The 19,334-nt window shown below is 34.0% G+C and carries 26 protein-coding genes, 1 riboswitch and 1 other annotated feature; of the genes, 13 read left to right on the top strand and 13 right to left on the bottom strand.

What is annotated here, in order from left to right; all coding sequences use genetic code 11:
- Window positions 1–55: 55 nt before the first annotated feature.
- Window positions 56–139: riboswitch (ZMP/ZTP riboswitch) on the top strand.
- Window positions 140–182: 43 nt separating this feature from the next.
- The 5 genes from MHH96_RS19090 (at window position 183) to MHH96_RS19070 (ending at window position 4,413) form a co-directional block, all read left to right on the top strand.
- A complete protein-coding gene (locus MHH96_RS19090; RefSeq protein ID WP_061796388.1) occupies window positions 183–1,028 on the top strand; it encodes a bifunctional 5,10-methylenetetrahydrofolate dehydrogenase/5,10-methenyltetrahydrofolate cyclohydrolase in 846 nt (281 codons plus the stop codon).
- Between the two features lie 270 nt (window positions 1,029–1,298).
- On the top strand, window positions 1,299–1,499 hold the full coding sequence (locus tag MHH96_RS19085) for a cold-shock protein (protein WP_016203922.1): 201 nt from the start codon (window positions 1,299–1,301) through the stop codon (window positions 1,497–1,499).
- A gap of 499 nt (window positions 1,500–1,998) precedes the next feature.
- Entirely contained in the window at window positions 1,999–3,456 is a 1,458-nt protein-coding gene (locus MHH96_RS19080; protein ID WP_047940490.1) for a DEAD/DEAH box helicase, read from the top strand.
- 157 nt (window positions 3,457–3,613) lie between these two features.
- Window positions 3,614–3,814, top strand: coding sequence for a cold-shock protein (locus tag MHH96_RS19075; protein WP_047940491.1), 201 nt, complete (start codon window positions 3,614–3,616; stop codon window positions 3,812–3,814).
- A gap of 206 nt (window positions 3,815–4,020) precedes the next feature.
- Window positions 4,021–4,413, top strand: coding sequence for a cytosolic protein (locus MHH96_RS19070; protein ID WP_172865064.1), 393 nt, complete (start codon window positions 4,021–4,023; stop codon window positions 4,411–4,413).
- 70 nt (window positions 4,414–4,483) lie between these two features.
- Here MHH96_RS19070 and MHH96_RS19065 read toward each other — a convergent pair whose 3' ends face one another.
- A complete protein-coding gene (locus tag MHH96_RS19065; protein WP_341117870.1) occupies window positions 4,484–4,771 on the bottom strand; it encodes a DUF6509 family protein in 288 nt (95 codons plus the stop codon).
- Window positions 4,772–5,207: 436 nt separating this feature from the next.
- Between MHH96_RS19065 and MHH96_RS19060 the strand changes: the two genes are divergently transcribed.
- Entirely contained in the window at window positions 5,208–5,411 is a 204-nt protein-coding gene (locus MHH96_RS19060) for a cold-inducible protein YdjO-related protein (RefSeq protein WP_171510321.1), read from the top strand.
- Window positions 5,412–5,727: 316 nt separating this feature from the next.
- Here the strand turns inward: MHH96_RS19060 and MHH96_RS19055 are convergent, their stop codons facing one another.
- The 4 genes from MHH96_RS19055 to MHH96_RS19040 all read right to left on the bottom strand — a co-directional run bounded on the left by MHH96_RS19055 (window position 5,728) and on the right by MHH96_RS19040 (window position 8,105).
- A complete protein-coding gene (locus MHH96_RS19055) occupies window positions 5,728–6,420 on the bottom strand; it encodes an LrgB family protein (RefSeq protein WP_341117868.1) in 693 nt (230 codons plus the stop codon).
- Window positions 6,417–6,797 carry a CidA/LrgA family protein gene (locus MHH96_RS19050; RefSeq protein WP_235844422.1) on the bottom strand — a complete coding sequence of 127 codons (381 nt, stop codon included), beginning with the start codon at window positions 6,795–6,797 and terminating at the stop codon, window positions 6,417–6,419. Before MHH96_RS19050 ends, MHH96_RS19055 begins: the two co-directional genes overlap by 4 nt.
- Before the next feature lie 146 nt (window positions 6,798–6,943).
- A complete protein-coding gene (locus MHH96_RS19045; RefSeq protein ID WP_047940498.1) occupies window positions 6,944–7,819 on the bottom strand; it encodes a LysR family transcriptional regulator in 876 nt (291 codons plus the stop codon).
- A 103-nt stretch (window positions 7,820–7,922) separates the two neighbouring features.
- Window positions 7,923–8,105, bottom strand: coding sequence for a hypothetical protein (locus tag MHH96_RS19040; protein WP_047940499.1), 183 nt, complete (start codon window positions 8,103–8,105; stop codon window positions 7,923–7,925).
- 201 nt (window positions 8,106–8,306) lie between these two features.
- Here MHH96_RS19040 and MHH96_RS19035 point away from each other — a divergent pair, with 201 nt between their 5' ends.
- Window positions 8,307–8,468, top strand: coding sequence for a hypothetical protein (locus tag MHH96_RS19035; protein ID WP_156485378.1), 162 nt, complete (start codon window positions 8,307–8,309; stop codon window positions 8,466–8,468).
- 51 nt (window positions 8,469–8,519) lie between these two features.
- On the opposite strand, the gene MHH96_RS19030 is transcribed toward MHH96_RS19035, so the two are convergent.
- Window positions 8,520–8,843 carry a hypothetical protein gene (locus MHH96_RS19030; protein WP_047940501.1) on the bottom strand — a complete coding sequence of 108 codons (324 nt, stop codon included), beginning with the start codon at window positions 8,841–8,843 and terminating at the stop codon, window positions 8,520–8,522.
- Between the two features lie 286 nt (window positions 8,844–9,129).
- Here MHH96_RS19030 and MHH96_RS19025 point away from each other — a divergent pair, with 286 nt between their 5' ends.
- Both MHH96_RS19025 and MHH96_RS19020 read left to right on the top strand, forming a co-directional pair.
- Complete coding sequence (locus tag MHH96_RS19025; RefSeq protein WP_047940502.1) at window positions 9,130–9,648, top strand: HAD family hydrolase; 519 nt, start codon at window positions 9,130–9,132, stop codon at window positions 9,646–9,648.
- A 121-nt stretch (window positions 9,649–9,769) separates the two neighbouring features.
- A protein-coding gene (locus MHH96_RS19020; protein ID WP_156485505.1) for an IS3 family transposase occupies window positions 9,770–11,328 on the top strand; the annotation gives its coding sequence in 2 pieces (ribosomal slippage) (window positions 9,770–10,409 and window positions 10,409–11,328; 1,560 coding nt in all).
- Between the two features lie 215 nt (window positions 11,329–11,543).
- Here the strand turns inward: MHH96_RS19020 and MHH96_RS19015 are convergent.
- From MHH96_RS19015 to MHH96_RS19000, 4 genes are all read right to left on the bottom strand, one after another.
- A complete protein-coding gene (locus MHH96_RS19015; RefSeq protein ID WP_095322262.1) occupies window positions 11,544–12,239 on the bottom strand; it encodes a DUF3298 and DUF4163 domain-containing protein in 696 nt (231 codons plus the stop codon).
- A gap of 95 nt (window positions 12,240–12,334) precedes the next feature.
- Window positions 12,335–12,562 (bottom strand): hypothetical protein, encoded by a 228-nt coding sequence (locus MHH96_RS19010; RefSeq protein ID WP_047940504.1) that lies wholly within the window; start codon window positions 12,560–12,562, stop codon window positions 12,335–12,337.
- 12 nt (window positions 12,563–12,574) lie between these two features.
- Window positions 12,575–12,805, bottom strand: a complete 231-nt coding sequence (locus MHH96_RS19005; protein WP_047940505.1) for a hypothetical protein — start codon at window positions 12,803–12,805, stop codon at window positions 12,575–12,577.
- 27 nt (window positions 12,806–12,832) lie between these two features.
- On the bottom strand, window positions 12,833–13,156 hold the full coding sequence (locus MHH96_RS19000) for an ArsR/SmtB family transcription factor (RefSeq protein ID WP_047940506.1): 324 nt from the start codon (window positions 13,154–13,156) through the stop codon (window positions 12,833–12,835).
- 141 nt (window positions 13,157–13,297) lie between these two features.
- Between MHH96_RS19000 and MHH96_RS18995 the strand changes: the two genes are divergently transcribed.
- From MHH96_RS18995 to MHH96_RS18980, 4 genes are all read left to right on the top strand, one after another.
- Window positions 13,298–13,681 (top strand): PH domain-containing protein, encoded by a 384-nt coding sequence (locus MHH96_RS18995; protein ID WP_341117866.1) that lies wholly within the window; start codon window positions 13,298–13,300, stop codon window positions 13,679–13,681.
- Between the two features lie 165 nt (window positions 13,682–13,846).
- Window positions 13,847–14,605: a class I SAM-dependent methyltransferase gene (locus tag MHH96_RS18990; RefSeq protein WP_047940703.1), complete on the top strand. Its 759-nt coding sequence runs from the start codon at window positions 13,847–13,849 to the stop codon at window positions 14,603–14,605.
- A gap of 81 nt (window positions 14,606–14,686) precedes the next feature.
- Window positions 14,687–14,946 (top strand) — a binding site (T-box leader).
- 94 nt (window positions 14,947–15,040) lie between these two features.
- Window positions 15,041–16,681, top strand: a complete 1,641-nt coding sequence (metG, locus tag MHH96_RS18985; protein ID WP_341117865.1) for a methionine--tRNA ligase — start codon at window positions 15,041–15,043, stop codon at window positions 16,679–16,681.
- A gap of 310 nt (window positions 16,682–16,991) precedes the next feature.
- Window positions 16,992–17,507 (top strand): hypothetical protein, encoded by a 516-nt coding sequence (locus tag MHH96_RS18980; RefSeq protein ID WP_047940509.1) that lies wholly within the window; start codon window positions 16,992–16,994, stop codon window positions 17,505–17,507.
- A 20-nt stretch (window positions 17,508–17,527) separates the two neighbouring features.
- Here MHH96_RS18980 and MHH96_RS18975 read toward each other — a convergent pair whose 3' ends face one another.
- The 3 genes from MHH96_RS18975 to MHH96_RS18965 all read right to left on the bottom strand — a co-directional run bounded on the left by MHH96_RS18975 (window position 17,528) and on the right by MHH96_RS18965 (window position 19,245).
- Entirely contained in the window at window positions 17,528–17,662 is a 135-nt protein-coding gene (locus MHH96_RS18975) for a hypothetical protein (protein WP_268874777.1), read from the bottom strand.
- Window positions 17,663–18,089: 427 nt separating this feature from the next.
- Entirely contained in the window at window positions 18,090–18,272 is a 183-nt protein-coding gene (locus tag MHH96_RS18970; RefSeq protein WP_047940510.1) for a hypothetical protein, read from the bottom strand.
- Window positions 18,273–18,414: 142 nt separating this feature from the next.
- Window positions 18,415–19,245 (bottom strand): type II toxin-antitoxin system SpoIISA family toxin, encoded by an 831-nt coding sequence (locus MHH96_RS18965; protein WP_047940511.1) that lies wholly within the window; start codon window positions 19,243–19,245, stop codon window positions 18,415–18,417.
- Window positions 19,246–19,334 lie beyond the last annotated feature (89 nt).

Below are 19,334 nucleotides of genomic sequence, written 5' to 3'. Positions count from 1 at the left end.
AACGGGAAGATTATTTTATTTGAAAGGGAGCTATGATATGATACAAATGAACTTATCAATACATAGTGACTGACGACATAAATGGAAATAACCATATGGGAGCTGTGTATATGTATAGCCGGTCGTCTGGGCAGAAGGGCAAAAAAGCACTTCTTTTTTATAATTTACCAGGAGGTATATACATGTCGGAAAAATTAATTTTAGACGGAAATGTAGTAGCAAATGCAGTAAAAGATGAATTAAGAGGAAGAATAAGTGCTTTAAAGGAAAAAGGGATTACTCCATGCTTGGCAACAATATTAGTTGGCGATGATCCTTCATCCGCAACGTATGTACGAATGAAAGGGAATGCATGTGCAAAGCTCGGCATAGAATCAAGAAAAATTCATTTAGATAAACAAACAACAACAGAAGAGTTGTTAGCAACGATTCATTCATTAAATAAGGATGAAAAGGTGCATGGGATTCTTTTACAACATCCAGTTCCAAGCCATATAGATGAACGGAAAGCATTTGAAGCAATTGAGATTGAGAAAGACGTGGACGGTGTTACTAGTTTTGGATATGGGCAAACAGCTTTAGGATTTGGTAAATATCCATCCTGTACTCCAGCAGCTATAATGAAAATTATGGAGCATTATAATATAGAAGTTAATGGAAAACATGCGGTAGTAGTAGGGCGTAGTCCAATTTTAGGAAAGCCTGTTTCTGCATTGCTTTTAAATAAAGATGCAACCGTGACAACCTGCCACTCAAGAACGGTTCATTTAGAAAATCATGTCAGACAAGCAGACATTGTGATTGCTGCTGTTGGAAAACCTAATTTTATTCAAGGTGAATGGATTAAACCAGGTGCAGTTATTTTGGATGCCGGCTATAATAAAGGCAATATCGGAGATGTTGATTATGAAGCTTGTTTTGAAAAAGCCTCTGCCATTACCCCGGTTCCAGGAGGAGTTGGACCAGTTACGATTAGTATGCTGTTAAAGCATACGGTTGACTCTGCAGAAGCAGCAATCGGGGAATAACGTTAAAAAATCAAATAGGAAAAATATACCATTGGTGTAATATTATAAGTTTTGAAAACGTTATTGACAAAAACGTAAAAAAATTATATTATAAGTGTAACGCAATTAAGTTCGGTATATGTTTTATGGATAAGGTGGTCGTAGCTGCAATGTATGTAGGCGATTTCTTCTACATCATTTCAGTTACGGCTTTTTCATGTTGAATGACGTATCGATTCCTAAAAGTTATATTAGGTGCTTAGTGTGTAACACATTTTTGGAGGTTTTACAATGAACACAGGTAAAGTAAAATGGTTTAACGCAGAAAAAGGTTTTGGATTCATCGAGTCTTCTGAAGGTCAAGACGTATTTGTTCACTTCTCTGCAATTCAAACAGAAGGTTTCAAAACTTTAGAAGAAGGCCAAGACGTAACTTTTGAAATCGTTGAAGGTAACCGTGGACCACAAGCTTCTAACGTAACTAAAGCTTAATAAGAAAACAAAAAAAGGTGATGCCTTTCAAAATGCATCACCTTTTTTAATGATGTTTCCCATAAAGCTTTTGTTTTTCATTGAAAGGAAGAATAACAAAAATCAATGGCTTAGATTAGCATTTGGATAAAAAATTCTCCATCAACTTCATTATATTCATCCGTTAAAAAACCACATAATTTCCCACTAAAGTATGGTATGCAGGCTTTTAATTGGTCCTATTTACCTTAATGTTTTGGAAAATGAAAAAAAGTGAAATAAAATGGAGAGTATATATTTATAACAAAATAAAACAATACACTCTAGGTTGGTATTTTCTAAACAAATAATGTCCCTAATAATAGGGCGGTGTTTTAAGGTCTATATAAGAGTAATCATGCGCTAAAATTAGTGGGATCCATTCATTTAAAAATGATAAAGATCCTATCCTACGACATTTCTGGCCCTATATTCTAAGGAATATCAATCAACGGAGTACAATAACAAGGAGGAAAAAGTATTGACAACTTTTTCAGATTTTAAATTAAGCAGCAGTTTAGAAAAAGCATTATCAAATATGGGATTTGAAGAGCCAACACCAATTCAGGCGCAGGCGATTCCGATTGCATTATCAGGTAAGGACATGATTGGACAAGCTCAAACAGGTACTGGTAAAACAACTGCCTTTGGTGTGCCTTTATTAGAAAAAATTGAGGTTGGCAAAGCAGTTCAAGGACTAGTTATTGCTCCAACGAGAGAATTAGCAGTCCAAGTAGCAGAAGAATTAAATCGTATTGGCTCAGTAAAAGGAATCCGTACCCTGCCAATATACGGTGGACAAGACATTAACCGCCAAATTCGCGGACTTAAAAAGAAGCCGGAAATTATTGCGGCTACACCTGGTCGATTAATTGACCATATTGAGCGTAAGACAATTCGTTTACAAGATTTAAAAATGATTGTTCTTGATGAGGCAGATGAAATGCTTAACATGGGCTTCATTGATGATATTGAAAGAATCTTAAGCGAAACTCCAGAGTCTCGTCAAACGTTATTGTTTTCAGCAACAATGCCGAAAAGAATTCAAAGCCTTGCTGAAAGATTTATGGTTGAACCTCAAGTTGTAAGAGTGAAAGCGAAAGAAATGACTGTTACAAACATTGAGCAACATTATATCGAAGTACAAGAGCGTCAAAAATTTGATGTATTATGCAGCTTGCTGGATATTCAATCACCTGAACTTGCTATTGTCTTTGGTCGTACGAAGAGACGTGTGGACGAAGTGGTGGAAGGTCTTATTAAACGTGGATACTCTGCAGAAGGAATTCATGGTGATATTCCACAAGGTAAACGTGACCAAGTAATTCGTCGTTTCAAGGAACAAAGCATTGATATTATGGTAGCAACAGATGTAGCAGCTAGAGGACTTGACATCAGCGGTGTGTCTCATGTTTATAACTTTGATATCCCACAAGATCCAGAAAGCTATGTTCACCGAATCGGTAGAACAGGACGTGCTGGTAAAAAAGGTCTTGCTGTAACATTTGTTTCTCCTAGAGAACTTGATCATTTACGTATTATTGAAAATGTGACGAAGAAATCAATGACGAAGAAGCCGATTCCTTCTCTAACAGATGTGTTAGCTGGAAACCAACAAGCAACAATTAGTAAAATTGCCAAAACAATCGAAGAAAATGACTATGCAGAGTATAAGCGAGTTGCAGAAGGTTTATTAGAAGAAACAGATTCTGTAACACTACTTGCAGCAGCATTGAAGCTTCTTACAAAAGAGCCAGATGCTACACCAGTTAAATTAACGGCTGTTGAACCACTGCGTTCAAAGAAAAAAGATAACCGATCTGGCGGCGGTAATCGTAGACGTCGTTCTGATCGTGGGGGAGAACGAGGCAGCTATGATAGAAAACGCCCGAACTCTTCTGGTGATAGAAGACCTAGAAGTCGTAACAGAAGTAAGTAATCGTTTTAAGTTTACTTTATACCTATGTCTCCCTAATAGTAGGAAGAAAATAATGGAATTTAATGTTTCAGCGTTTTAAAAGAAATAAATTGGGGAAACTAGGTAAATGAAGGATAGGATATATCCTTGTTATTTAAATCTAGGAGGCAATAAAAAAATGGCAACAGGTAAAGTAAAATGGTTTAATTCAGAAAAAGGCTTTGGATTTATCGAAGTAGATGGCGGAGAAGATGTATTTGTACATTATTCAGCGATCCAAACAGAAGGATTCAAAACTTTAGACGAAGGTCAAGAAGTTAATTTTGATATAGAAGAAGGCAGCCGCGGGCCGCAGGCTGTAAATGTAACAAAACTATAAAATGTAAGGAAGAGTCCTACGGGGCTCTTTTTTTGCTAAATGGAAACTGTTTGGATAAAATAAGATAGAATACTTTCATCAAGCGGGAAAAAAATTTCCTTGATGTTTGTTTCTTATCGGCTCATGCAGCTGTGTTCCACATTGAGTTTAAAGTGGAGTTTATTTTGATCTGTTAAGTGATATAGAGAAAGAAAGAGGTGCAGAACATGAAAGAATTTACAGTGAATTTTCATGTAGAAGATGGAGTAGACCAAATGATTGTGCAAAAACTAAGTGAGGACGATTTTAATCGTGTTACCAGTGGCGGTACACGTCAATTATTTGAATTAGATACAAATATCGGATTTTTTATTTATTTTGACGCTGAAGATGAACAAGGTAAAGAATCATACTTAGTTCTGCAATATGAAGAAGAAAAGGAAGAACCAACAGCATGCTTTAGTTTTCAACTAAAAGATTTTTATCAATTTGTTGCCTTGCACCTAAATGATCTCCAATATGAAGAAGGAGAAGAAGAGGAAGAGGACTTTGGCCCTATTCACTATCTGGCTCATTTAATGCACCATATTGTAGAGGATGGAAAATCGGTAGAAGTATAAAGAAAAAAGCTGGAGATTATTTTCTCCAGCTTTATTAGCGTAATTCCATCTGAACGGCATTGGTTTAATATTAATCCTCTAAATAATGCTTCTTGCAAAATGCTTGTATTTGTTCTAATTCTTCATCCTCTAAACCATAATCCAAATATTTATTTTCTAAACTATTATAAAAATGATAATTCAATATACGGGATCCATTTTCGTCTACTGAAAATAAGATTTTTATTTGTAAATGATCTTCATCTGCTAATTCATCTTCCTCATCAAACTCGACAGTAAGAAAAAATTCAAAGCGCTGACCAGCAAGAATGCCGGTAGGATCGTTAATTTCCTCAACAGTATATTCTTTAATGTTCACTCCATAAACCTCCAATAAATTCGCAACAATATTATAGTGTTTTCACTCTGAAAATAATATCATATAAAAGCGGGAATAGCTAATTGTATTCTTGCTAGGACTAAATTGCTCTCTAATCGATTTAAAAAAAATAAAGTAGTTTTTTAAAATAATATTTGCATTGAGGGTAGAAAGTATGGCATAATAAACAGTTTGACATTTTTATCAGGATATGGTATATTTAATAATAGATTTTGTTCATATTTTTTGTTTACACTTGTTTAGGGATTTTTATGTTTTTCTCTGGTTTACAAGTGTTTTTTATTTTTATCCTGTTAAAACTATCGTTTTGTAGTTCATTATTTAGTTCGTAGCAGTAATGATTTACTTTTATGAACGTATATGGGAATCGAAGTTTTAACAAATAATTAGCTTCCTGGAGGTGCTTCATTTGGCAATGGGATTTGGTAGAAGAAATAATGAAGAAATTGTTAAAGAAGAAGTGGTGGTTTGGGATTGTACATCAGACACATGTAAATGTTGGATTCGTGATAATTTTAAAAGCAGTGAGACACCAAAGTGCCCAATCTGCGGAAGTGACATGGTAAAAACAACTAGAGAGCTTCAAGTAGTAAATAATAATAGTATATATTCAAAATAAAAGAGGAATTTTCCAAAATAGGATGGACCTCACAAGACTTTTCCACTGAAGGTTATATTTAGTGGGATAAATCTTGTATGGTCCAAACCACTGATGGAGATTTTTTGATATTTGCGTTTATTTTCCAGCTTAAAATAAACGCAAATAAATACATAAATGCAAACATATATCGTTTGAGCTCTTTTGATCATTTTTATCGAACATTCCATAGTGCTAGAGACATTCACCTTTCCTTAGGAGTTTAATGTCTCTAGCACTATTTTTGCGTTTTTAATGCAGCTCCTATAAAATTTTTTTGTCCCTAAAACTCGATTAATCATACAGTCAAACTAAGCATTAATGGAATTAAGGATGTACCCCATAGGACAGTGATCCATGCTGCTAATATCATGGCTAATGTCGAGAAGGTTGCTTCTTGTTCACCAATTTCCATTGCTTTTGATGTTCCAACCCCATGTGCTCCCATTCCAAGCGCTAAGCCTTTTGCAATGGGAGAACGAAGGGACAGCCATTTTATAGCATAAGGACCTATAATTCCTCCAAGAACCCCTGTTATAATGACGAATATTGTTGTTAATGTCGGCAGACCACCGATTTCTTCTGAAACAACAATAGCGATAGGGGTAGTTATGGAACGCGGTAAAATACTCATAATAAAATCATTGTTTAATCGAATCAAAATAGATAATAAATAGGATGAAAAGATAGCAACCAATGTGCCTGTTGTTACACTGACGATAATAATGGAAAAATGCTTTTTCAATAAATGTAAATTTTTATAAATAGGAACAGCAAAAGCGATAGTCGCTGGACCCAATAAATGGGTTAAAGGCTGAGCTGATTTCATATAAGTTGTTGCTGGAATATGAAAAACAGTAATAAATAAGATGAGCAAGATGGGGGTAACTAATAATGGGTGAAATAGCGGCATATTATATTTTTTATAACATGCTTTTGCTATTCGATAAAGTACATAAGTCATAATGGTAAGAATAATAATTTTGATCATTTGCTAAAACGTCTCTTTCTGTTATAAATTTTTTCAGCAGTAAAACCAGTAGCCCCCATAACAAAAAATGTGCTTATTGCAATTAGTAAGACTGTTTCAATTCCTTTTATATTGAAAATTTCGTTATAATTAACAATTCCAACAGCTGATGGAATAAAAAATAATAACAATTCTGCAAGCAGCCAAGCTGCTCCTTTTTCTACCCATTCCACTTTCACTAATTTAAGCTTTAATCCAATAAAAAGAATTATTAATCCAATCATTGAAGCAGGAATTGGTATCGTAACAATCATTTTAATTCCCATCCCGATAAAAAGAAAAACGTGAAGGAATATGATTTGCCCAGCAATTATCACTATATTCTTCAATGAGATCACCTTCTGATATTCATTTGATGGAATGAAATCTTCCATCTGTTTCGTATATGAATATCATACGCTTAACTTGGTTATTCGTAAAATACATAGTAATTATAGTTAATATAACTAATAGTTATAATGATGCTAGCAGAGCTATATAGACCTTATTCATTGTTAAGAACAAAGTCAATGAATCTTCTGCTAGCAACGGATAAATAGCGATCCTTTTTCGTAATGATAACTAGTTCCCAATTGGTAATAGGTTCTAAATCAACAAAGCGAACTTGATTATTATTTGCTCGATTGCATATTGATTCGGGGAGAATCGAAATTCCTAGGTTCGCTGCCACAATCTCAACCATAAAGTCCCACTGGGAGCTTTTGAAGATAATATTTGGTTCAAAACCTTCTTGAATGAACTTTTTGCGCATAATTTCATATAAGGCGAATTCTTCACTGTAAAAAATAAATTCTTCTTCTTTTAATTCTTTCATTTGCACCTTCTTTTTATTTGCAAGCCGATGAGATACAGGTACTATTAATTTCATTTCTTCCTTTACAAGTGGGAAGACGTTAAAAGCCTCATCTGCTAAAGGAAGAACAGCGACACCCATTTCAAATTCACCCTCTTCGACACTTTTCACAACTTTTGCCGCCCCATATTCTTTTATATTTATTTGGATATTTGGATATGCTTTATGAAATGCGGCTATTATTTTGGGGAAGAATAAGCTTCCAATGATCGGCGGAAGACCAATATTAATATTTCCTCTTGTTAAATTGGTCATATCATGCAAGGTGGATGACATTTCTTCCACTTGAGCAATAATTTTTTGTCCATATTCATAAACTACTGAGCCTGCATCTGTAAGTTCATGGGTTTTATTGGAACGGTGAATTAAGGTTAAGCCAATCTCCGCTTCTAAGCTTTTGATCGCTTTACTTAGAGCAGGCTGTGAAATATGCAGCTTGTCCGAGGCTTTTGTCATATTTTTTTGTTTCACCACTTCAACGAAGTAATGTAGCTGTCTAATTTCCATTTTCCTTCCTCCTCTTGATTGAAAAGGGCTGTCCCGTTTGTAGAGACAGCCTTGTGACTGGATAGAAATGGGGCATTAGCTTAGTATTCCCGTTTTCCTCCAGTTATTTTGGAATTTTTTTAAGAAGGGATAAATTTCTAATCATTGAACCAACAAACATAGTTCCAGCGCCTCCAAAAAGAAGAATCAAGACTGTTTGCTTACTAATAACATCAAATGGATAAAGAATACTACTTAAGATTGCAAGAAATCCAACCAACGATAAAAACCAACCGAATTTTGTCATAATTAACTTCCTGTCCTTTAAAAAATAGATAACTATTTATTTATTTTACGCAAAGATGGAGGGAAGTACAACTATTGTGTGATTCTTTTTGGGAAAATCCTTTCCATACTAAAAAATAAAAATGGATTAGGAAAATTAGGTTTAAAGAAGGAGTGGAAGCGGGTATACGAAGATTATCATCTAGATAAGGGTGGGAAAAACATGAGTATTTTTCAAGAATTAAAAGAGAAAATCGTCTTTCCTCCTAATTGGAAAGATAACTTAATGGCCCACAAGAAATATGAAAAATTATACAAAAAAAATCCGACAAAGCTTATATACAGTAATATGTACCGTACTAAATCAATGGAAAAAATAGACTAGGGTGGAAGCCATCCTAGTCTTTGTTATGTTGCAAAATATATTTATATTTTATTAGGCCATCGATGTTTCTTTTAAATAATCAGAAAAAACTTTTTGTACAAGATCTTGTTCCTGGATATCATCAGCGCTATGTAAATCCTTAATACAGACAACGTATACTGATTTTACAAATAAGTGAAGTGCTTCATCATCGGTTAATTTCTGGATTTTTTTAATTAACTGATTATCAGTAATGTAATTAACGATACGACCAAGGAATTCCTTCGGATAATCTTTAGGTTGTTTCCCTGTTTCTTCTTGAAAAATTCCCCCTTGTCCTTCAATTTCGACATGACGTATTACTTTTTCTAATTCTTGAATACTAAATATCTCCATTGATTAAACACCTCTTTCCCTCTAGTATTATAACAGGCTATTAAACTGTAGTAAATTAGTGTTTTTTCACTATTTGAAAAAGATTATTATAATAGGATTTTAAAGGTGTTATATAAAAGATAGAGAAGCCTTTTGCCGTGAAATTTTTTAAAATTAATCGAATCCCCTGCAAAACAGGGAATCTAATGGTACAATATCTATGATTAATTAATTAAGTCAGCAATTCTTAACTAAACCAAGCTAGACTAGTTGAGGGAATTGGCTAAAGTTGTGAGAAGGAGTAATAATGGATAATAATACAATGTATCATATGGTAAAAAAATTTCATGAAGCATTTGGACATGAAGTAGCTGCAGAACCTACTGCAATCGCAGAAAAAACAGCTGTTAATCGAGCTGTTTGGACTGGAGAAGAGTTAGTAGAATTTTTATATGCAACAGCAGAAGGGGACGAAAGTAAATTTAAAGCATTATATGAGCAGTTTTTAAAGGGACTAAATAAAGCTGCTGATAAAATACTTTCGGAAAAGAAACCCGTTGACGATAAATTAGTAGCACAAATGGATGCTTTAACGGATGTAGAATACTTTAATCAAGGAAGTTTTGTCATTGCTGGTGTTGAACCATTTTCTCTCTTCCAAATTGTTCAAGAAGCAAATATGGGTAAGCTATTTGAAGATGGTAAACCAAGATTTAGAGAAGAAGATGGTAAAATTATTAAGCCGCCAAATTGGGAAAAAGACTTTGCTCCTGAAGGCCGCCTGCAAGCAGAAATAGAGAGACAAAGAAAAAATAAAGGAAAATAGCAGTTGAATATCCACTAAAAAGACGAACACGAATAATTATTAGAAGCCTGCATTGATATGCTCCCCTATAGGTAGACAGATTAAAAAATAAAAATCTGGTTACTTATAGGGGAGTATTTTTATGCCTAGAAAATCTTATTCTGTAGAAGAGAAATATCAAATAGTGAAAGCTTTAGGGGAAGTAAATTCGTCACTCCAAGTTTCATCGATTTATAAGGTGCACTTTTCTACCGTTTTGGAATGGAAATATAAATTTGATACATTCGGTTTAGAAGGACTAAAAGAGACTTCTTCCTGGAAAAAGTATTCTAAAGAACTAAAGTTATCCGCTATTCAAGATTATGCCTCTGGAAATTACTCGATTCGTGAAATTACGAGAATGTATGAAATATCAGATCCATCTGTCCTTAGAAGGTGGATTAAGAAGTATAATAGTCATAGTGAAATAAAAGATACGTCACAAGGAAGGACGAGCTCTATGACTAAGGGAAGAAAAACGACTTGGGAAGAACGAATACAAATTGTGCTAGATTGTTTAGGGAACAAAAAAGACTATCAAGAAGCAGCTAATACTCATCAGGTTTCTTATCAACAAATCTATCAATGGGTTAAGAAGTATGAAGATGGCGGAGTAGATGCATTGAAAGATAGGCGTGGTTCTACGAAAGAGGAATCCGAGCTAACTCAAGAGGAGAAAATAACTCTTCAAATGAAGAAGTTAGAAAGAGAAAATGAGCGATTACGTGCAGAAAACTTATTTTTAAAAAAGTTAGAGGAGATCGAAAGGAGGCAAAAATAAGTCAAATCCAATCGGAGGATAAGTATATCGCTATTCAAGAGATCCATCAGGAAGAGAATATAAGCATTCGTTTACTGAGTGAAATAGCGGGAATTGCACGATCCGCCTATTATAAGTGGCTTCATCGCGTTCCTTCTTCTCAAGAGCTATTGAATGAGAAAATCATGAAAGAGATGAAAATTCTCCATGAAAAAGTGGAGGGCATCTTCGGTTATCGCCAAATGACCCTTCACATGAATAGACAGTTTAAAGAAAGATTGAATCATAAAAGAATTTATCGACTAATGAAAGTGGTTGGCTTACGCTCGATCATTCGTATCAAGAAAAAACGTTATAAACGCTCCGTTCCCCAACAAGTGGCAGAGAATATCTTAAATCGGGAATTTACCGCAACAAAACCAAATGAAAAGTGGGTGACGGATGTGACAGAATTTAAGTATGGTTCATCAAAGAAGGCATATTTAAGTGCCATTCGGGATCTTTATGATGGATCCATTGTTAGCTATGTTTTAGGACATTCGAATAATAATGAACTTGTATTCCAAACGCTTGATCAAGCAACCGTACTTTTATTGGAGGAAGAACATCCAATTATCCATAGTGATCGAGGGTATCAGTATACTTCAAAAGGTTTTAAGCTTAAAGTAGACGAGGCAGAGATAACACACAGTATGTCACGAGTTGGAAAGTGTATTGATAATGGTCCAATGGAGTCTTTTTGGGGGACACTGAAATGCGAAAAGTATTATTTACACAAATATAAGACCTTTGAGGAACTTTCTCTTGCGATAGATGACTATATCCAATTTTATAATAACAATAGATATCAAAAACGATTAAACGGCCTTAGCCCTATGGAATATAGAGTTAAAGCCGCTTAGATCTTTTTTATTATTTCCACTGTCTACTTGACAGGGGGCAGTTCACATACGATCTTCTAATGATTATTCGTGTTTTTCATTAATTATAATACGGTTCTGAAAGAGTTATTTTAGTTCGCATAAAATAACTCTTTCAGAATCGGTTTTTTAGATGAAGCTGTTTCGGCTTCAAGCAATGTATAATAATGCACCTTTACTTTTTAAATTATTATTCCTTATATAGAGAATACAGATGCCGGGATGAATATCGAGGGATTGCCAGAAGCATACGGGGCAACTTCATATTGCTGGAAAATGAGCACTATCCCGTTATCTGCTAAATAGAAATTCGTTTCGTCTGTCACTTTAAAATCGGTGAATTCTTTTGCATCTGAGTAAAAAATTTCTGGGTGTTTTTTCATATATGCTATCGCATAAGTTGTGACTTTGCCATAATGTTCCTTGGAAGGTAGAAAGTCATCTAATGTTAATAGCTTTCCTGATTTGAGGTCGAAATTATAGGTTGTTATCACTGTATTCCCATGTGCTCCCCCGGTAAATTGATAGTCAGAAAACAAAATGCTTAATTTATTATTTTGGTTATATTTGACTTGATAGTTGGTTATATATTCAAACTGACAGGCAGATGCTGATTCTTTGCAAATTGGATCTTTTTTTAGGTTTTCCATTTCTTTCATCAACTTTATGTATTGATTATACGATGCTTTTATATGTTGTAATAAGATTTTGTTCACGCTATTCTGCGCTTTGTTGTTAGGAGCACTAACAAGGGATGGATATTTTAGTTCTTCAATATTTTTATATTGTTTTGTAATAACAACATTCGGTGAAATGGCGAAAGCATTTAAAGGTTGAATAACAAGTGCGAGGATAACCATGATTATCAATGGTAAATTTGTTTGTCTTTTCATACATCACTTCATTCCTTCCTAGTCTTAATACTATTTTTCCCTTTTTTGAATGAATAATGTATGAAGATAAAGAAAAAAATGCTAAATGGTGTAGATTATTCTACATCTTTTAGCATTTTTTCAATCGCGTAAAGTTCTTTATTTAAGTCATTAATAATGGTCATTTGCTGTTTATGTATCGAAAGGCTTTCCTTTTCTACTTTTAGTCTTTCTATAGCTCGTGCTTCTTTTCTTTTTAGAAAACGTACGAGAATAAAAATCAGCAAAGCTGGAATAAAAATATAAAGAATTAAAGTTGGCAAGAATAATAAAAGAACGCTCATCGTTTATCTCCTTTAATTTGTCTCATTTAACAATTTTTCGATGTTCACAATTCTTTCTTTCAATTTGTGGAGTGCTTCTATTTGTTCTTTTTGATAAGCTATGTTTTCTTTTTCTAAGTTCAACTTCTCATCTGCTCGAGTTTCCGCTCTTTTCATATATCTTGCTAAATAAAATATGAAACCAAGTACAATTAGAATAGGAATACTTACGATAAAGAGATTGATCATACTAAATATTTGCATTTTGTTCCCCCTAAAATATTTTTTTATTTACTCCTTTCTTTTCTTAATCGTGACACTATCAGCCAGGTTTGCAATTAATTCCTCTGATAAAGGAAGCGAAAAAGGGATTAACACATAATACTTCATTGCTTTTCCATCTTCAGAAATTTCATGATGACCTTTAATTAATTCTGCATTTTCTAATTTTTGAAGATGTAAATATAATAACGGTCTACTGATTCCAAGCTCTCTTGCTAGTTGGCTGACATATTTCTTTTCATTTTTCAAGATAGCGATAATTTTCAAACGGTATGGGTTTGATAATGCTTCAAGAACAAGAAGTAATTTGTCTCCATTTTTTATATGTTTCATATGTAATAATTTTATTACAGGTGTAAAAGAAAATCAAGTAGATGATTATCGAATATTTTGCAAACATTAGCAAGAAAGTAGATAATTAAATTAAGCTACAAATCTTAAATTTTTATATGAACAAAAAATGGAGTTGATTAAATGGACTTTTTAAATGGGTTGTTGGGAAATGCAAGTGAAACAGATTTGAAAGAACTAGAAAAAGAATTAAGCAGCATAATCGGTTCGAATGAAAGAATCGAGCTTGCTTATAAATTAGTCAGAGATTTAATTGTATTCACAGACTTACGACTAATTTTTGTTGATAAGCAAGGACTGACAGGTAAAAAAGTTGAGTATATGTCTGTACCATATAAAAGTATTTCGCGTTTCAGTATAGAAACGGCAGGTCACTTTGATTTGGATGCTGAATTAAAAATTTGGATCTCTGGGGCAGAATTGCCCGCCATTTCAAAACAGTTTAAAAAAGATAACAGTATTTATGACGTCCAAAAAGCATTGGCAAGTTATGTTGCTAAAGCCTAATCTATAAGATTACAGTCCAGCATGAAGTCTGAATGGAAGCTGGACTGTTTCTAATCAAACAATAGCAGGAATGTAATGCTATTTGTGGAATATTTATTTAATATGGTGGAAATAGGATTAATTAGGGCAGAAGGAAATGGTCTGGTTAAAAAGAGGGGGAATACAATGAATTCAGAGGCTAAATTCTCAGGGAAGTCTACATTATATGATCACTATCGTCCAGGTTATCCTAAACGTTTTTTTAAGGAGCTTATTTCCGAGTATAGTGGCTCAAATGATCATTTTGTCATCGCAGATATTGGAGCAGGCACAGGAATCTTTACCGAGCTAGCTGCAAATATCGGCACAAATATTATCGCTATAGAGCCAAATGATGATATGAGATCTATTCTTAAAGCAAGAATGGAAGACTTCAAACAAGTAACTTGCCTAGATGCTTCAGCCGAAAACACAGGAATCGCAGATAATAGTGTGGATTTAATTACAGTTGCACAGGCGTTTCATTGGTTTGAAGCGGATGCATTTAAAAAAGAATGCAGACGTATACTAAGGAAAAATGGTCAGGTGATGCTCATTTGGAATAGTCGTGATCATACGAGTCAATTAAATTCAGAAACTGCTAAAATATCCAAAAGATATTGTCCGAATTTCCAAGGTTTTAGTGGCGGTATAAATATTGATCGTTTAGGTCTGCAGCATTTTTTCACAAATGGATATGAACATTATGCGGTATCCAATCCATTAAAAATGAATAAAGAACATTTTATTGGCCGAAATCTTTCTGCATCTTATTCTCCGCAAAAAGGTGATCCTTTTTATGATGAATTTGTAGAAGAACTGGGGTTTCTTTTCGATAAGTACAGTAAAGATGGAAACATTATCGTTCCTAATGATCTGCATGTTTATGTAGGCGCTGTCATATAGGGTGGATGGTAGAAATTATCCTGTTTTTTCAAAACATATTGACATTTAGCATGGATATAATTACAATAAGTCTTAATAAATTTGTAGGCGTTGAAAAGGAAAAGTAAATAAGGGGAGATTTTATAGAGAGCTTCTGACGGTGGAAAAGAGGCAAATGAACCTTATTGAAAATGACCTTGGAGCTTCGTACCGAAAAAGATCCGTGAGTAGACTACGACGAGATAGGCACTCGTTATAACAGCAGCAGTATCTCTTCTTTTTTTAAAGACGTACTGAATAGAGGCAAATAGTGTAAACTATTTGTGAAGCTAGGTGGTACCACGGGTTAACTCGTCCTAATCTTTTTAGATTAGGGCGTTTTTTTATGCTTTTTTTATTTGGATAAATAATTTCAAATGAACGAAAGAAGCAATTCTATAAAAGGAGGAAGTAAATATGAGTATATTTATAGGAGGAGCATGGCCATATGCGAATGGCTCTTTGCACTTAGGGCACGTGGCAGCATTATTGCCAGGGGACATTTTAGCCCGTTATTATCGGCAAAAGGGAGAAAAAGTTCTTTACGTATCAGGAAGTGATTGTAATGGGACACCTATTTCTATTCGCGCCCAACAAGAGAATACATCCGTTCAAGAAATAGCGGATCGCTATCATGCTGAATTTTCCCAGTGTTTTTCTAAGCTAGGTTTTTCATATGATCTTTTCACAAGAACAGATGCAAAGCATCATCATGCTTCTGTTCAAGAGATTTTTCTAAGCTTATTGCAAAAGGGGTATTTATCCAAAAAAACCGTAGAGCAGGCATACTGCCAAAAGAATAATCAGTTCTTGCCAGACAGATTTGTAGAAGGAATTTGTCCTTATTGCAAGCAAAGAGCCAGAGGGGACCAATGCGATCACTGTTCTTCGATATTAGACCCACTAGAATTAGAAGATAAACGTTGTAAAATTTGTGGGGAGGAGCCAGTCATTAAGAAAACAGAACATTTCTATTTCGCTTTTGGCAATTTTCAGAAAGAGCTAGAAAACTATGTAAAACAAGCAGAAGATAATCAGCTCTGGAATGAAAATGCAGTTTCCTTAACGAAAAGATATTTGCGAGAAGGACTACCAGATAGGGCAGTAACTAGAGATTTACCTAATGGGATTGATGTGCCATTAGAAGGTTTTGAAGGAAAGAAAATTTACGTATGGATCGAAGCGGTAGCAGGCTACTTAACAGCAAGTATGGAGGCCTGTAAAGCAAAAGGTCTCCATGTGGATGATTATTGGAACTCTGAAACAATATCTTACTATGTTCATGGAAAGGATAATATTCCATTTCATACAGTTATTTGGCCGAGTATTTTACTTGGATTGGGAAGAAATTCTCTACCAACCCATATTGTCTCCAGTGAATATTTAACATTAGAAAAAAGGAAATTATCTACTAGTCAAAATTGGGCTGTTTGGGTTCCTTATATTTTGCAGAAATATGATCCTGATTCGCTTCGGTATTTTTTAACGATAAATGCTCCAGAAACCAGAGATACGGACTTTTCGTGGCGAGAATTTATTTATAGTCATAATAGTGAATTATTAGGCGCCTATGGGAACTTTGTGAATCGAACCTTAAAGTTTATTCAAAAAGCATACAACAGCAAGATTCCCAATAGACAAGTCTCCAAAGAAATCATTGCTAGCACAGACGAAGTTTATCGAAGCGCAGGTAATTGGATAGAAAGAGGAAAAAGTAAAAAAGCGTTAGAAGAAATTTTTGCTTATATTCGGTCTGCAAATCGCTATTTTGATCAACAAAAACCGTGGGAACAAGTAAAAAATGATAAGGAGGCTGGTGAAATCACATTAGCAAATTGTACATTTATGATTGTCAATCTTGCCCAGCTTCTTGAACCTTTTGTCCCATTTTCCACCCAGAAAATTAGAGCAATGCTTGGGATTACAAATTTAGAGTGGCGATTACAGCCTACACTTCCTGAGGAAATACTATCTGTCACGCCACTTTTTGCGCGCTTAGATTTAGGATTAATAGAAGAAGAGCTAAATCTGCTGATAATGGGACAAAAACATTCATAATTTTTGTCATTTCTCCCCTTTTTTTGACGGTGATTGAAAAGGGGAGAGCTAAAAAATATGCTGTAGAAAATTGCTGTATTTTCAGAGGAGATAGAGGAAAATAGCTTATACTTAACGAATAAATTATCTAATGTACGAATCTTTATAACTTTTTCTTTAGACATAGAATATACTATGCTGAATATAGAGTTTAAAAAAGAAGAATTTGCTTGGCAATATAATTATTGTAACAGAATAAAATAGATTATAATCAAAGAGCGAATGATAAAAGGGGTTGAAGGAGGCAATTAACAATTGGGAGGGAGCGGAAATGAAGTGGAGTGAGTTTGTATCACCTAAAAAGAACAGAGTCTTACCAGTTATTATCGAGGTATATGAAAAGAAATATCCTCCTTATGCAAGTAAGCTTTATCCCATATATTATACAAGCTTTAATGATTTAGGAATTCTGTTTACACCATGCGGGTTATTTAGACGGAAAAAGAAACGGGATTTAAGAACAATACGATATAAAGACATCGTCTCTGTGGAATTTAATGTACACCGTGTTCCTACTGTCTACCTATACCTTTTAGGCTCGTCTTTACATGTCAATATAATTATTCAATTAAAGGACCAATCCATTTTACATTTAGAAAGTGAAGATATCAGTATTTTGCCAGATGTATTTCAGCTATTAAAAAAACATAAGGTAGTTAGGAAAGATCCTCAAAAGCTTCAAAGCATTTTAAAAGAAAAAGATACAATGGAAAAATTTTACTCCTATATGGATAAGCATTTAGAAGCAGATATGCAGTACAGTAAGAAAGAACCTAAAATAAAATAGTGGCCATGGAAGGAAAAGGATCATCTTTTTCTTTTTTCAATCGTTTCTAAAATAGCTAAAGCCTGTTTATTGTATACGGAAACAGAAAAATGCATGGCTGGTACAGACATATGCCGTCTATTGGGATTCTGGCTTTGTTTTCTTATTAATGTCATACAAAAATAGCCTCGTGACTTTTTATTTATAGGTTGTCCGTATAATTAGTGTTTTTATACAAGTAATTTTTCTAATCATTAGCTTGTAAATTGTTATTTGCAGCATTCCTCGTTGAATTATTATTTTTCTGCAGTGAACATTCAGGAAACGAAATACAGGATGATAAATATAGCAGCAAGAAAATAAACAATAAATGGTGGTAGTTGTTCGTCTGATAAAATAATGCAAAAAAGCTATAGCTTGCTTTCAAAAAAAATTAGTGGGGAATTTCCGAACCTATTTTTAATCAATCATTTACCATTTATCATATATTAAGCCGCACATCTCACAGATTTTAATATATACCGGAAAAAAAGAAGAGTCTTAGACAAGGAGAGGAATTTTTTAGAGCAGAAATTCCCCTCCTTGTCTAAAGACTCTGTTTCATTAGGCACGTTTAGCTAGTAAGTTTAATGCTTTCTTATTCATGTCATGAATATCTTCAAATGTTTCTGATACTGCTACTGTCATCTTTCTCCTATTCGGATTCATTGATTTTTTTGATTGGTTCTTTGGTTTATTGAATGGTGTAGGAGTGGAAGCAATTGCAGCTTTCTTTTTTTCTGCCATATCAATTCCTCCTTTATAGAAAAATTTTATAAAATCCGGCACAAGCTATTAATCTCCAAAACTATAAATCTTTAGATCGTGAAATTTTGCTCATGCATTTTTTCTACATATTATTATACTACAAAACAGGTAAAAAGGAGCCTTAAACCATGTACCAATCGAAAATTTGTGCTAAATTAAGAATGTGGGAAGCGTCAATTCCGTCCACTTCCACGAACTGGGAGCTGATACCTATCAACATATTGTAACTTTCCCCATAATATGCAACGATGAAAACATTTTTAACTAAATCCTCATTATTTATATTACTTTCTGGATCTTTTAAGGGGATACTTTTTCCAGCGAGAAGATCTTGAATAACATTTTCTTTCACTTCTCTGTCTAAAAAGCTAATATTATAGCAAATTTCTACACTATTAAAAGCAGATTCTAAGTTTTGCTTTAAATCTTCCGCACTTGCACTAATCGCAAAAGGGAAAATCGCAATATGAAATTGAAATGTGTCTGCGTATAGGTTTAAATAGGTCCGTAATTCATCTTTATATTGACGCCAATGCTGGGGAAGATTGCGTTCCATAAAATGATCAGCTGTTTTGGAAATAACTTCAGTGAAGTTCTGAACCTTTTTAGCATTGTAGCCTAATACTTCTTCATTTTTGCGAATCGTTTTCCGAATATAATTACTATGTTGAAATTCAGTATTCCAAATTTTAAGAATATCAGGTGTTTGAAAAACCGCAATATCAATGAACACTGCTGCACATGCTAATGATAAAATCATGGTCCAGTCAGCCATTTGCAGCTGCTTTGTCAAAATTCCAAGGCAAACAAGGAGAAAAAATAAAACATAATATGATTTTCGAATTGCTTGGAGATTTTCCACATATTTATCTGTTCGCCACCAAAAATAGATGAGTGAAAGAACAATCAATAAAATCATTGCCGTAATAAAAACAAAATAGATTGCCGCCAATGTTTATCCTCCCTTTAATCGCTTACCAACTATTATAACATGCATTAATAATTGTAATGGAAAATAAAAGAAAAAGAAAAACGTTTTCT

Source organism: Niallia sp. FSL K6-0212 (assembly GCF_038007605.1).
Lineage (GTDB): Bacteria > Bacillota > Bacilli > Bacillales > Cytobacillaceae > Niallia > Niallia circulans.
The sequence above is the reverse complement of the archived record's forward strand: the minus strand, read 5'-3'. Positions and strand labels throughout refer to the sequence as shown.

Coding starts and splice junctions, on each gene's coding strand:
- MHH96_RS19090 (WP_061796388.1), top strand. CDS start 183: ATGTCGGAAAAATTAATTTTAGACGGAAATGTAGTAGCAAATGCAGTA.
- MHH96_RS19085 (WP_016203922.1), top strand. CDS start 1,299: ATGAACACAGGTAAAGTAAAATGGTTTAACGCAGAAAAAGGTTTTGGA.
- MHH96_RS19075 (WP_047940491.1), top strand. CDS start 3,614: ATGGCAACAGGTAAAGTAAAATGGTTTAATTCAGAAAAAGGCTTTGGA.
- MHH96_RS19070 (WP_172865064.1), top strand. CDS start 4,021: ATGAAAGAATTTACAGTGAATTTTCATGTAGAAGATGGAGTAGACCAA.
- MHH96_RS19060 (WP_171510321.1), top strand. CDS start 5,208: ATGGGATTTGGTAGAAGAAATAATGAAGAAATTGTTAAAGAAGAAGTG.
- MHH96_RS19055 (WP_341117868.1), bottom strand. CDS start 6,420: ATGATCAAAATTATTATTCTTACCATTATGACTTATGTACTTTATCGA.
- MHH96_RS19045 (WP_047940498.1), bottom strand. CDS start 7,819: ATGGAAATTAGACAGCTACATTACTTCGTTGAAGTGGTGAAACAAAAA.
- MHH96_RS19040 (WP_047940499.1), bottom strand. CDS start 8,105: ATGACAAAATTCGGTTGGTTTTTATCGTTGGTTGGATTTCTTGCAATC.
- MHH96_RS19035 (WP_156485378.1), top strand. CDS start 8,307: ATGAGTATTTTTCAAGAATTAAAAGAGAAAATCGTCTTTCCTCCTAAT.
- MHH96_RS19030 (WP_047940501.1), bottom strand. CDS start 8,843: ATGGAGATATTTAGTATTCAAGAATTAGAAAAAGTAATACGTCATGTC.
- MHH96_RS19025 (WP_047940502.1), top strand. CDS start 9,130: ATGGATAATAATACAATGTATCATATGGTAAAAAAATTTCATGAAGCA.
- MHH96_RS19015 (WP_095322262.1), bottom strand. CDS start 12,239: ATGAAAAGACAAACAAATTTACCATTGATAATCATGGTTATCCTCGCA.
- MHH96_RS19010 (WP_047940504.1), bottom strand. CDS start 12,562: ATGAGCGTTCTTTTATTATTCTTGCCAACTTTAATTCTTTATATTTTT.
- MHH96_RS19005 (WP_047940505.1), bottom strand. CDS start 12,805: ATGCAAATATTTAGTATGATCAATCTCTTTATCGTAAGTATTCCTATT.
- MHH96_RS19000 (WP_047940506.1), bottom strand. CDS start 13,156: ATGAAACATATAAAAAATGGAGACAAATTACTTCTTGTTCTTGAAGCA.
- MHH96_RS18995 (WP_341117866.1), top strand. CDS start 13,298: ATGGACTTTTTAAATGGGTTGTTGGGAAATGCAAGTGAAACAGATTTG.
- MHH96_RS18990 (WP_047940703.1), top strand. CDS start 13,847: ATGAATTCAGAGGCTAAATTCTCAGGGAAGTCTACATTATATGATCAC.
- metG (WP_341117865.1), top strand. CDS start 15,041: ATGAGTATATTTATAGGAGGAGCATGGCCATATGCGAATGGCTCTTTG.
- MHH96_RS18980 (WP_047940509.1), top strand. CDS start 16,992: ATGAAGTGGAGTGAGTTTGTATCACCTAAAAAGAACAGAGTCTTACCA.
- MHH96_RS18975 (WP_268874777.1), bottom strand. CDS start 17,662: ATGACATTAATAAGAAAACAAAGCCAGAATCCCAATAGACGGCATATG.
- MHH96_RS18970 (WP_047940510.1), bottom strand. CDS start 18,272: ATGGCAGAAAAAAAGAAAGCTGCAATTGCTTCCACTCCTACACCATTC.